This is a genomic window from Streptomyces sp. NPDC031265 (assembly GCF_055570295.1).
In genome coordinates this window covers 47,390-59,762 of sequence record NZ_JBVIHM010000039.1, presented here as the reverse complement: position 1 = coordinate 59,762, position 12,373 = coordinate 47,390, and the positions used below count along the sequence as shown (strand labels likewise).

The window sequence follows — 12,373 nt, the reverse complement described above, 5'->3', positions numbered from 1 at the left end:
CAGACGGGGGGGGGGAGGGACGAGAGCCCTCGGGGGGGGGTGGGGGTGGCCCCCCCGGGGGGGGGGGGGGGCGGCGCCCCCCCCCCCCGCGAAGGGGTGCAGGCCCCCGCAAGCGGGCCCGGGGGCGCAGCCCCCGGGAAACCACCTCAACCACCCACCCACCCCCGGAGGGTTCAGGCGAAGGGGCGGGGTGGGGCTACTCCCGTAGGGACGCGATCGCCGCCCCCAGCGCCGCCCCCACGTCCGGCAATCCCCCATGCACCCCGTCCCGCACCACACGCCGACCTCCCACCACCACATCCCGTACATCCGCCGCCGCCGCCGCGAACACCGCCGTCTCCGCGCCGAGGCGCGGCAAGGGCCCTGCCGTGCGCGGCGACGTGAGCGACACCGTCGCCAGGTCGGCATGGGCGCCCGGGGCGATGCGCCCCGCGTCGGGCCAGCCCAGGGCCGCGTGGCCGTCCGCGGACGCCGCACGCAGCAGCGCCGCCGCCGTCCAGTGCCCCCGAGTCCGCGTACGCAGCCGCTCGTTCAGCTCCATCGCCCGCGCCTCCTCCAGGAGGTCGATCACGGCGTGGCTGTCGCTGCCGAGGGAGAGCGGGGATCCGGCGCGCTGGAGGGCGACCGCCGGGCCGATGCCGTCCGCCAGGTCGCGCTCCGTCGTCGGGCACATGCACGTGCCCGTCCCCGACCCGCCGAGCAGCGCGATGTCCTCGTCGGTGAGGTGGGTGTTGTGGACGCCCGTCGTGCGGGGGCCCAGCACGCCGTGGTCCGCGAGCAGCCGCGTCGGCGTGCAGCCGTGCGCGGCCAGGCACGCCTCGTTCTCCGCGATCTGCTCGGAGAGGTGGACGTGGAGGGGGGCCTCCCGCTCCTCGGCCCAGGCCGCGACCGTACGCAGCTGGTCCGCCGGTACCGCACGTACGGAGTGGATCGCCGCTCCGATCCGTACGCCGTCGCGCGGCTTGAGCAGCGCCGCCCGCTCGGCCCACGCCTGCGCCGTGCCGTCGGAGAACCGCAGCTGGTGCACGTTGGGCGGCTCACCGAAGCCGGAGGACAGATACGCCGTGTCGAGCAGCGTGATCCGGATGCCGGCGTCCGCGGCGGCCGCGATCAGCGCCTCGCCCATCGCGTTCGGGTCGGCGTACGGCGTGCCGCCCGGCGCGTGGTGGAGGTAGTGGAACTCGCCCACCGCCGTGATCCCGGCGAGCGCCATCTCCGCGTACACGGCCCGCGCCAGCGCGTAGTACGACTCGGGCGTGAGTCGCGCCGCGACCGCGTACATGGTCTCGCGCCAGGTCCAGAACGTGCCCGAGCCGACCTGGACCGTGCCGCGCAGGGCCCGGTGGAAGGCGTGCGAGTGGGCGTTGGCGAGGCCGGGCAGGGTGAGGCCGCGCAAGGCGACGGCGCCGGGGGGCGGCGCCTGGACTCCCTTGCGTACGGCGGAGATCCGGCCGTCCGCCACCTCCACCAGCACGCCCGGCTCCACCACGGAGTCGAGCCAGGCGTGCTCCAGCCAGTACGACGTCACCTGCACGCCAGGCCCTCCAGAACATCGGCGAGTGCGAGCACCCCGGCGACGCAGTCGTCCTCGCCGGCGAACTCGGCCGGGGAGTGCGAGACGCCGGTGGGGTTGCGTACGAACAGCATGGCGGTCGGGACCGTCCCGGACAGGATCCCGGCGTCGTGTCCGGCGCCGGTGCCGAGGACGGGGGTGTGCCCGCCGAGGAGCTTCGCCAGCTCGTCGCGCAGGGCGTGCCCGAACTCGACGACGGGCGTGAACGACTCCCGTACGACGGTCAGGTCCACCCCGTCCCGCTCGGCGCGGTCCCGCGCGGCCCGCTCGATCGCCGTGACGACGGTGTCGAGGGTCGCCTGGTCGGCGGCGCGCGAGTCCAGCCAGCCGCGCACCAGTGAGGGGATGGCGTTGACGCCGTTGGGCTCGCAGGAGATCTTGCCGAAGGTGGCGACCGCACCCGCGAGTTCGGCCTCGCGGCGGGCGGCGAGGACCGTCTCGGCGTATGTGAGCATCGGGTCGCGCCGGTCCACCAGACGGGTGGTGCCCGCGTGGTTGGCCTCCCCGGCGAAGTCGAAGCGCCAGCGCCCGTGCGGCCAGATCGCCGAGGCGATGCCGACGGCGTCGCCGCTGAGGTCCAGGGCGCGGCCCTGTTCCACGTGCAGCTCGACGAACGCGCCGATACGGGCGAGCCGTTCGGGGTCGGGCCCGATGGCGTCCGGGTCGTACCCGGCCGCCTCCATCGCCTGCGGCAGGCTGATCCCGTCGCCGTCCCGCAGCCGGTGCGCGGCCTCCACGGTCAGCTGACCGGCGGCGAGCCGGGAGCCGACGCAGGCGAGCCCGAAGCGGGCGCCCTCCTCGTCGCCGAAATTGACGATGGCGAGCGGCCGGGTGAGGACGGCCCCGCGCCGGCGGAGCTCGTCGAACGCGGCGAACGACGACACGACGCCGAGGGGGCCGTCGAAGGCCCCGCCGTCGGGCACGGAGTCCAGGTGCGACCCGGTGACGACGGCGTCCCCGGCGGCGGGGTCCCCGGCCCAGGCCCACTGGTTCCCGTTCCGGTCGAGCTCGTGGAACAGCCCCCGGGCTTCGGCCTGCGCCCGGAACCAGGCTCGGCACTCGGCGTCGGCGGGGGTCCAGGCGTGGCGGCGGTAGCCGCGGGTGCCGGAGTCGCGACCGATGGGGGCGAGCTCGCGCCACATCGCCTGAAATGAGGGAGCCTCCCCCACCCCGCCCCTCCCCGAAACGCTCCGCGGGTGGGGGTGGGCGGGGGAAGGGGTGTTCCCCCGGGGCTCCGCCCCCGGCCCCGCCGGCGGGGGCTGCGCCCCGCCAGGGACGTGCGCCCCTTCAGGGGCGCGGGGCTGTGACATGTGCGGCTCCGCCGCGTGGGCGCGACCAGCCCCCACCGGCGGTGAGACGGCCGACGACCCAGGGTCCCCCGGACCAACAGGGGCCGACGGGGTACCCCCCGTCACGCGTCACCCTCCCGCATCGGCACCCGCACGCCCCGCTCATCCGCGACCGACTCCGCGATGTCGTACCCAGCGTCGACATGCCGGATCACACCCATCCCCGGGTCGTTCGTCAGCACGCGCCGGATCTTCTCGCCCGCCAGCGCCGTGCCGTCCGCCACCGTGACCTGGCCCGCGTGGATGGAGCGGCCCATGCCGACGCCGCCGCCGTGGTGCAGGGAGACCCAGGACGCGCCGGACGCCACGTTCACCATGGCGTTCAGGAGCGGCCAGTCCGCGATCGCGTCGGAGCCGTCGAGCATCGCCTCGGTCTCGCGGTACGGGGAGGCCACCGAGCCGCAGTCGAGGTGGTCGCGGCCGATGGCGAGGGGGGCCGCCAGCTCGCCGGAGGCGACCATGTCGTTGAAGCGCTCGCCCGCCTTGTCGCGCTCGCCGTAGCCGAGCCAGCAGATACGCGCGGGCAGGCCCTGGAAGTGGACGCGCTCGCCCGCCAGCTTGATCCAGCGGTGCAGGGACTCGTTCTCCGGGAACAGGTCCAGGATCGCCTTGTCCGTCTTGGCGATGTCCGACGCCTCGCCCGACAGCGCCGCCCAACGGAAGGGGCCCTTGCCCTCGCAGAAGAGCGGGCGGATGTACGCGGGGACGAAGCCGGGGAAGGCGAACGCCCGGTCGTACCCGGCCAGCTGGGCCTCGCCGCGGATGGAGTTGCCGTAGTCGAAGACCTCGGCGCCCGCGTCCATGAAGCCGACCATCGCCTCGACGTGCTTGGCCATCGACTCGCGCGCCCGGGTCGTGAAGCCCGCCGGGTCCTTCGCCGCGTACGAGGCCATGTCGTCGAAGTCGACGCCGATCGGCAGGTACGCCAGCGGGTCGTGGGCCGAGGTCTGGTCGGTCACGATGTCGATGGGGGCGCCCTCGGCCAGCATCTGCGGCAGCAGCTCCGCCGCGTTGCCGAGCAGGCCGATGGAGAGCGGCCGGCGGGCGTCACGGGCTTCGACGGCGAGCCGCAGGGCGTGCTGGAGCGAATCCGCGCGCACATCCAGGTAGCGGTGCTCGATGCGGCGCTCGATGGCGCGCGGGTCCACGTCGATACAGATCGCGACGCCGTCGTTCATCGTCACGGCGAGCGGCTGCGCGCCGCCCATGCCGCCGAGCCCTGCGGTGAGCGTGATCGTCCCGGCCAGCGTGCCGTTGAACTTCTTTGCCGCCACGGCCGAGAAGGTCTCGTAGGTGCCCTGGAGGATGCCCTGGGTGCCGATGTAGATCCACGAACCGGCCGTCATCTGGCCGTACATGGTGAGGCCGAGCGCCTCCAGACGGCGGAACTCCTCCCAGTTCGCCCAGTCGCCCACCAGGTTGGAGTTGGCGATCAGGACGCGCGGGGCCCACTCGTGGGTCTGCATCACGCCGACCGGGCGGCCGGACTGGACGAGCATCGTCTCGTCCTGCTTGAGCGTGCGCAGGGTGCGCACCATCGCGTCGAAGGAGCGCCAGTCGCGCGCTGCCTTGCCGGTGCCGCCGTAGACGACGAGCTTGTCGGGGTGCTCGGCGACCTCGGGGTCGAGGTTGTTCTGGAGCATCCGGAGGGCGGCTTCCTGCTGCCATCCCAGGGTGCTCAGTTCCGTACCGCGCGCTGCCCGTACGGGGCGGGGTCCTGACATGGCGAGGCCTCCTCACGACGTGACTCAGATATTCACATCCTGGCCGTCTGAATAGAACTAGTCAATAGACCGGGTGGGGAGAAAGGCGAAGAGGAAGAGCAAAGGGGGCACGGAATCCGGCCGTATCCCTGCGCCGCCGGGCGGCCGGTGCTTGGCTTGATTCCATGACCGAGCCTGATGCCATGACCGGCACACCGGCGGCGGCGCGCCGCGACCAGGCCGTGCGGGCGGCCGTGGAGCAGGGGCTCGTCGGTCCGGACGCCCCGCTCGCGGCCCTCCTCGACGTCACCGGGATCCGGCTCGGCGCGGCCTCGCTGACCTCGTCCTTCGCGGCCGTGACCGACGCACCCGTACTGCACGCCTTCGCCGTCAAGGCGTGCCCGCTCGTCCCCGTGCTGCGGCTGCTCGCGGCCCAGGGGCTCGGCGCGGAGGTCGCCAGCCCCGGCGAGCTGGCGCTGGCCCGCGCCGCCGGGATCGGCCCCGGCCAGACCGTCCTGGACTCCCCCGCCAAGACCCCCGCCGAGCTGCGCGAGGCCCTCGCCCTGGGCATCGCCGTCAACGCCGACAACCCGCAGGAGCTGGCCCGCCTGGACGCCCTTGTCGCCACCGCCGCGACCGCCTCGCCGCTGGGCCTGCGGGTCAACCCGCAGCTGGGCGCGGGGTCCATCGGCGCGCTCTCGACGGCGACGCGGACCTCGAAGTTCGGGGTGGGGCTGCGGGACGAGGGGGCCCGGGAGTGGGTCGTGGGGGCGTACGCGGCCCGCCCCTGGCTCACCCGCCTGCACACCCACGCGGGCTCGCAGGGCGTGCCGCTCGCGCTGATGGCCGAGGGCGTGCGGACCGCTTACGAGCTGGCCGAGGAGGTCAACGCGCGCGTGGGCCGCCGCCAGATCGACACCGTCGACCTCGGCGGCGGGCTGCCGGTGAACTTCGCCTCGGACGAGGAGAGCCCGACGTACGAGGAGTACGCGCGGCTGCTGCGCGCGAAGGTCCCCGGCCTCTTCGACGGCTCGTACGCGCTGGTGACCGAGTTCGGCCGCTCGCTGCTCGCCAAGCACGGGACGGTGCTGGCCAGGGTGGAGTACGCGAAGACGTCCGGCGGGCGGCCCATCGCGGTCACCCACGCGGGCGTCCAGATCGCCGCCCGTACGGTGTACGCGCCCGCCTCCTGGCCGCTGCGGATCGCCGTGTACGGCCCGAAGGGCCGCCCCAAACCCGGCCCGCCCGTCCTCCAGGACGTGGCGGGGCCCGCCTGTTTCGCGGGGGACCTGCTGGCCGAGGCGCGGATGCTGCCGCGGCTTGAGCAGGGGGATTACGCGGCGGTGCTGGACACCGGGGCGTACTACTTCGCCCACCACTACGCGTACAACAGCCTTGCCAGGCCGGGCGTCTACGGCTTCACCGCGTCGGCGGACGGCGTCCGCTTCGCGGTGGTGCGGGAGCCGCAGACGCTGGCGGAGATCGTGGCGGAGTCGGGGGGCGCCACCCCGGACGCGCTGCTGCTTTTCTAGCCGTGTTCTTCGTCTGCGGGCCGGTGGGGGCTGGTCGCGCGGTTCTGTGGGTGGCTGGTCGCGCAGTTCCCCGCGCCCCTGAAAACCCTCGTTCGTGTGCGGACCGTACTGGGTTGCTCGCGCAGTTCCCCGCGCCCCTGAAGGACTGGCTGCGGCGGACTGCCCAAGGGGCGCGGGGCTGTGACATTTGCGGCTCCGCCGCGATGGGGGTCCCCCCTGTTCGAGCGAAGCCGAGAACTTGGGGGAGCGACCAGCCACCACCGGCCCCCAGACGAAAACGCGCCCCTGCCGAGCAGGCGGCCTACTCCACGAACAAGCCGCGCCCCGCGGCCCCCGCGTCGAACTCCTCCAGCCGCGCCTGCGCGTCCGGCAGGTCGTCGCACATCGCCTCAAGGAGGACGCGGCCGAGCAGCATCGGGGCGCAGGCCGTGTCGAAGGCGAGGCCGGTGCCGACCGCCGCCGGGATCAGCAGGTCGCTGTGGCGGGCCACCGGGGCGAACGCGGAGTCGGCGACCGTGACGACGGTGAGGTCCTTGGAGCGCGCGTACGCGAGCGCGTCCACCACCTCCTTCGGGTGGCGCGGCAGCGCGAAGCACAGCAGCGCCGACGCGCCCGCCCGGCGCGCCGCGTCGATGCGGTCCACCAGCATCGAGCCGCCCTCGTCGAGCAGCCGTACGTCGGGGTGGACCTTGGCGGCGAAGTAGGCGAAGCCGCGCGCCTGGGAGGAGGCCGCGCGCAGGCCGAGCACCGGGAGCGGCCGGCTGGCGGCGAGCAGCCGGCCGGCCTCCTCGACCGGCGCGGGGTCCGCGAGCAGGCCCGCCAGATGGCGCAGGTTCTCGATCTCGGCCTGGACCGCCTGCTGGTACTCGTTGTACTCGTCCTCGCCCTCCTTGGGCGAGGACGCGGGCACCACCTCGCGCAGATGGCGGCGGAGCGCCGGGTACCCGTCGAAGCCGAGCGCGACCGCGAAGCGCGTCACGGACGGCTGGCTCACCCCGGCCAGCTCCGCCAGTTCCACGCTCGACAGGAACGGCACATCGGCCGCCCTGCGCACCATGGAGTGGGCGATCCGCCGCTGGGTCGGTGTCAGCCGGCGCCCCTCGAAGAGCTGTTGCAGCCGTGCGGCAGGGCCGTCGCTCATGCCGTCCCCCTTCCTCACGCCCGGAACTCCACGATATTCAGTCGCCCAGAACTCTGCATGACCATATGCAGACGGGCAAGTACGGGGGCTACCCCCACTGTGCCCGGGCGGCCCCCTCCGTACCGTGGGGAAGCATGGAAGCCCGCGACGCCGATCTGAGAAAAGAACTCGACGCCACCCTGCACGCCCGCAGGGAGCTCGGCGAGGAGTACGAGCCCGCGCTCGTCGACTCGTTCCTGGAGAAGGTGGAACAGCGCCTCGACCCGGCGATCGACCGCCGGGTGCGGCGCCAGCTCGCCGAACAGCAGATGGTGGTGGCCCGCGGCGGCCGCCCGGCCGGGCAGAGCCCCGACATGGGCTTCGCGGAGCGCTTCGGGTTCGGCATGGTCTCGCTGGTCCTCGCCATACCGCTGTCCGCGATCGGCGCCGTGAACGCGGGGCTGAGCGGCCTCTTCGTCACCTGGCTGGGCATCTTCGGCGTGAACGCCGTGCACGCCGCCCGCCCGTGGCCGTGGCCGCGCCGCCGCCCCGACGACGGCGCCGACGACTAGCGACTGAGGAAGGTGAGCGCGGGGACCGCCGCACCCCCGGTCGCCCGGGGGGCGGGACGACGGCGGTCCCCGCGCGGGACACGGTCCCGGGTCAGGGCCGGTCGCCGCGTCCTGGGCGCCTGGAGGTCCGGGAGCCGCTCCGGATTTCCTTGACGCCGCTGGTGGTGCCGGCCGGGTCTCCCCCGCCGACATCCACCAATGTGCCGCACTCGTGTTAAGCGGGTGCTGCGCGGACATGTCGCGCTCGTACCAGTTCCGCGACCAACACGACGGACCGTCAACTGCCGGGGGGCGTACGGCGGTCAGGGGTGGGCCGGGTGCGCCGGGTGGGCGGTGGACGGCTCGGTGGCGGTCAGCCGCCGCCGGCGGCGGTGCTTGAGCAGTGCCCAGGGCGCGCGGGCCCCGCTGACCTCGGTACCGGGCTCCGCGACCGCCTCGGCCGCCGCCTTGGCGACCGGCAGGATGTCCTCGTCGCGGGCCGCGTCGAGCCGGTCGGCGTCCGGCCACAGCCCGAGCGAGGCGCAGAGCGTGGGCAGCACGGCCATCGCGGCCGTCGCGTACCCCTCGGCCGACGGGTGGTAGTTGTCGGGCCCGAACAGTTCGCGCGGGTTCGCCTCGAACTCGGGGCCGAGCAGATGGCCGAGCGAGACCGTCCGCCCGCCCTGCTCGACCACCACGATCGTCTGCGCGGCCGCGAGCTGGCGCGAGACCCGCCGGGCCAGCCAGCGCAGCGGCTGGTAGACCGGCTCGACCGAGCCCAGGTCGGGGCAGGTGCCGACGACCACCTCGGCGCCCACCGTCCGCAGCCGCCGCACCGCACCCGCCAGATGGCGCACCGACGTGGTGGGCGGCATCCGGTGGGTGACGTCGTTCGCGCCGATCATGATCACGCAGACGTCGGGGATCCGGACCGGGTCCGCCAGCAGCTGCGAGACCTGGCGGTCCAGATCGTCCGACTGGGCGCCCGGCTGCGCCACGTTCCGCAGCGTGACCATCTGCTCGGCCACCGCCGCGAGCCCGGAGGCGAGCAGCGCGCCCGGGGTCTGCCCGGCCCGCCGCACACCCTGCCCGACGGCCGTGGAGTCGCCCAGGATGCCCATGCGCAGCGGGGGCGTGCCATTGGCGAAGGCCACCCCGTACAGCCCGTCGGCGCTCGGCGGGTGCGGGGCGGTGGCGCCGCCCACCGACCGCTTGGCCAGCGCCGCCTCCGCGAGCAGCACGCCGACGGCGGCCGCCCCGATCAGACCGATCCCGCCGCCGCCGAACGCCGCGCCCGCCGCGATCCGGCGCGCCACCCTCGCCCTCGATCCGGCCGACACCCCGGCCGAAACGGTCGACACACTCCCAGCCACCGCCACCTCCTTGGAGCCGTACATCAGCTACCTGCCCGGTGACGGGTGTCGCTCAATCCCCGCCGTGAGGTGAACGGGCGCTCGCTCTGCGCATACGCTGGCGGCACCATCACGGAGACCCCGGAGACAACGGTGCAATTCCACGACTCGATGATCAGCCTCGTCGGCAATACCCCGCTGGTGAAGCTCAACAGTGTGACCGCGGGCATCCAGGCGACCGTCCTGGCCAAGGTCGAGTACTTCAACCCGGGCGGCTCGGTCAAGGACCGGATCGCCGTGCGCATGATCGAAGCGGCTGAGCAGAGCGGTGCGCTCAAGCCGGGCGGCACGATCGTGGAGCCCACCTCGGGCAACACGGGTGTCGGCCTCGCGATCGTGGCCCAGCAGAAGGGCTACAAGTGCATCTTCGTCTGCCCGGACAAGGTGTCGCTCGACAAGATCAACGTCCTGCGCGCGTACGGGGCCGAGGTCGTCGTCTGCCCGACGGCGGTCGACCCGGAGCACCCGGACTCGTACTACAACGTCTCGGACCGCCTGGTGCGCGAGACGCCCGGCGCCTGGAAGCCCGACCAGTACAGCAACCCGAACAACCCGCGCTCGCACTACGAGACCACCGGTCCCGAGCTGTGGGAGCAGACGGACGGGAAGATCACGCACTTCGTGGCGGGCGTCGGCACCGGCGGCACGATCTCCGGCACCGGCAAGTACCTCAAGGAGGTCTCCGGCGGGTCCGTGCGCGTCGTCGGCGCGGACCCCGAGGGCTCGGTCTACAGCGGCGGCTCCGGCCGGCCGTACCTGGTCGAGGGCGTGGGCGAGGACTTCTGGCCGACGGCGTACGACCGTGAGGTCACGGACGAGATCGTCGCGGTCTCGGACAAGGACTCGTTCCAGATGACCCGCCGCCTCGCCAAGGAGGAGGGCCTTCTGGTGGGCGGCTCCTGCGGCATGGCGGTCGTGGCGGCGCTGCGCGTGGCCGAGGGCCTGGGCCCGGACGACGTGGTCGTCGTCCTCCTCCCCGACTCCGGCCGCGGCTACCTCAGCAAGATCTTCTCCGACGAGTGGATGGCCGGGCACGGCTTCCTGGAGGAGGCCGGCCCCTCGGCCCGTATCGGCGACGTCCTCGCCGACAAGGAGGGCGCCATGCCGTCGCTCGTCCACATGCACCCGGAGGAGACGGTCGGGGAGGCGATCGAGGTGCTGCGCGAGTACGGCGTCTCGCAGATGCCGATCGTCAAGCCCGGCGCGGGCCACCCCGACGTGATGGCCGCGGAGGTCATCGGCTCGGTGGTGGAGAAGGAGCTGCTGGCGGCCCTGTTCGCCCAGCGCGCCTCGCTCTCCGACCCGCTGGAGAAGCACATGAGCGCGCCTCTGCCGCAGGTCGGCTCGGGCGAGCCGGTCTCGGAGCTGATGGCGGTCCTGGGCGAGGCGGACGCGGCGATCGTCCTGGTGGAGGGCAAGCCCACGGGCGTGGTCAGCCGCCAGGACCTGCTGGCGTTCCTGGCGAAGGACGCGGCGAAGTAGTCCCGCTGGTCGAGGGGGCGCCACACCTTTCGGGGTGGGGCGCCCCCTTTCCCGTGGGGCGGCGCGAGGCAGTCACTGAGCGCCCGCTTAGAAAAGAGGCCCGCATCACACGCGCCTCCCGATGACCAACTCCGTACGTACGGGTAACTTCCCAGAGAGTCCCCGAGGTCTCTGAGCCCGTCCCGCCGCCCCCATGGAGCCCGTGATGCCCGAAGCCGTAATCGTTTCGACTGCTCGTTCCCCCATCGGCCGCGCCTTCAAGGGCTCGCTGAAGGACCTGCGGCCGGACGACCTCACCGCCACCATCATCCAGGCCGCGCTCGCCAAGATCCCCGAGCTCGACCCGCGCGACATCGACGACCTGATGCTCGGCTGCGGCCTCCCCGGCGGCGAGCAGGGCCACAACCTGGGCCGCATCGTGGCCGTGCAGATGGGCATGGACCACCTGCCAGGCTGCACGATCACCCGCTACTGTTCCTCCTCGCTCCAGACCTCCCGCATGGCGCTGCACGCCATCAAGGCGGGCGAGGGTGACGTGTTCATCTCGGCCGGCGTCGAGATGGTCTCCCGCTCGGTCAAGGGCTCCTCCGACGGGATGCCCGACACCCACAACCCGTTCTTCGCCGAGGCCGAGGCCCGTACGGCCGCCGTCGCGGAGTCCGCCGGCGCCTCCTGGCACGACCCGCGCGAGGACGGCCTGGTCCCCGACGCGTACATCGCGATGGGCCAGACCGCCGAGAACCTGGCGCGTGCGAAGGGCGTCACGCGCGCGGACATGGACGAGTTCGGCGTACGGTCGCAGAACCTCGCCGAGGAAGCCATCAAGAACGGCTTCTGGGCGCGCGAGATCACCCCGGTGACGACCCCGGACGGCACGGTCGTCTCCACGGACGACGGCCCGCGCGCCGGCGTCACCGTGGAGGGCGTCCAGGGCCTCAAGCCGGTCTTCCGCCCCGACGGCATGGTCACCGCCGCCAACTGCTGCCCGCTCAACGACGGCGCCGCGGCGCTCGTCATCATGAGCGACACCAAGGCCCGCGAGCTCGGCCTCACCCCGCTCGCCCGGATCGTCTCGACCGGCGTCACGGGCCTCTCGCCCGAGATCATGGGCCTCGGCCCGGTGGAGGCGTCGAAGCAGGCCCTCAAGCGCGCGGGTCTCACCGTCGGCGACATCGACCTCTTCGAGATCAACGAGGCCTTCGCCGCCCAGGTGATCCCCTCGTACCGCGACCTGGAGATCCCGCTCGACAAGCTGAACGTCAACGGCGGCGGCATCGCCGTCGGCCACCCCTTCGGCATGACGGGCGCGCGCATCACCGGCACGCTCATCAACTCCCTCCAGTTCCACGACAAGCAGTTCGGTCTGGAGACGATGTGCGTGGGCGGCGGCCAGGGCATGGCCATGGTCATCGAGCGGCTGAGCTGAGCTGTAGCGGAGGGCAGGGGTCGCCCGAGGAACGAGGGCGGCACCTGCCCGCAGCGGAAGCGAAGCGGAACGCGACCAAGTCAACGCGCGGCTCAGCTGACGAGGCCCTACGCTGCGGCAGGGGGCATGTTGGGGCGTCCGGATGGGGGGACCGTCTGGGCGACACCTTTCAACCCGTTTCGGCCCGCCTCAACCCCGCCGCGTCCGGTTCGTGACCGAATCTCC

At 73.3% G+C, this 12,373-nt stretch carries 9 protein-coding genes; 4 read left to right on the top strand and 5 right to left on the bottom strand.

Features of this window, described 5'->3' with window-relative positions:
* Positions 1-196 precede the first annotated feature (196 nt).
* From ACZ499_RS36375 to hutU, 3 genes are all read right to left on the bottom strand, one after another.
* A complete protein-coding gene (locus ACZ499_RS36375; RefSeq protein WP_468680985.1) occupies positions 197-1,534 on the bottom strand; it encodes a formimidoylglutamate deiminase in 1,338 nt (445 codons plus the stop codon).
* Positions 1,525-2,715 carry an allantoate amidohydrolase gene (locus tag ACZ499_RS36370; protein ID WP_468680984.1) on the bottom strand — a complete coding sequence of 397 codons (1,191 nt, stop codon included), beginning with the start codon at positions 2,713-2,715 and terminating at the stop codon, positions 1,525-1,527. Before ACZ499_RS36370 ends, ACZ499_RS36375 begins: the two co-directional genes overlap by 10 nt.
* 269 nt (positions 2,716-2,984) lie before the next feature.
* Positions 2,985-4,646, bottom strand: a complete 1,662-nt coding sequence (hutU, locus tag ACZ499_RS36365; RefSeq protein WP_468680983.1) for a urocanate hydratase — start codon at positions 4,644-4,646, stop codon at positions 2,985-2,987.
* A gap of 164 nt (positions 4,647-4,810) precedes the next feature.
* On the opposite strand from hutU, the gene ACZ499_RS36360 reads away from it, so the two are divergent.
* Positions 4,811-6,157 (top strand): type III PLP-dependent enzyme domain-containing protein, encoded by a 1,347-nt coding sequence (locus ACZ499_RS36360; RefSeq protein WP_468680982.1) that lies wholly within the window; start codon positions 4,811-4,813, stop codon positions 6,155-6,157.
* Between the two features lie 301 nt (positions 6,158-6,458).
* On the opposite strand, the gene ACZ499_RS36355 is transcribed toward ACZ499_RS36360, so the two are convergent.
* Positions 6,459-7,298 (bottom strand): MurR/RpiR family transcriptional regulator, encoded by an 840-nt coding sequence (locus ACZ499_RS36355; RefSeq protein WP_468410046.1) that lies wholly within the window; start codon positions 7,296-7,298, stop codon positions 6,459-6,461.
* A 134-nt stretch (positions 7,299-7,432) separates the two neighbouring features.
* Here ACZ499_RS36355 and ACZ499_RS36350 point away from each other — a divergent pair, with 134 nt between their 5' ends.
* Positions 7,433-7,849 carry a hypothetical protein gene (locus tag ACZ499_RS36350; RefSeq protein WP_468680981.1) on the top strand — a complete coding sequence of 139 codons (417 nt, stop codon included), beginning with the start codon at positions 7,433-7,435 and terminating at the stop codon, positions 7,847-7,849.
* A gap of 302 nt (positions 7,850-8,151) precedes the next feature.
* Here ACZ499_RS36350 and ACZ499_RS36345 read toward each other — a convergent pair whose 3' ends face one another.
* Positions 8,152-9,144 carry an SGNH/GDSL hydrolase family protein gene (locus ACZ499_RS36345; RefSeq protein WP_468680988.1) on the bottom strand — a complete coding sequence of 331 codons (993 nt, stop codon included), beginning with the start codon at positions 9,142-9,144 and terminating at the stop codon, positions 8,152-8,154.
* A 189-nt stretch (positions 9,145-9,333) separates the two neighbouring features.
* Between ACZ499_RS36345 and ACZ499_RS36340 the strand changes: the two genes are divergently transcribed.
* Complete coding sequence (locus ACZ499_RS36340) at positions 9,334-10,722, top strand: cystathionine beta-synthase (RefSeq protein WP_468410042.1); 1,389 nt, start codon at positions 9,334-9,336, stop codon at positions 10,720-10,722.
* Between the two features lie 205 nt (positions 10,723-10,927).
* Positions 10,928-12,148, top strand: a complete 1,221-nt coding sequence (locus ACZ499_RS36335; RefSeq protein WP_468680980.1) for an acetyl-CoA C-acetyltransferase — start codon at positions 10,928-10,930, stop codon at positions 12,146-12,148.
* Positions 12,149-12,373: the final 225 nt, after the last annotated feature.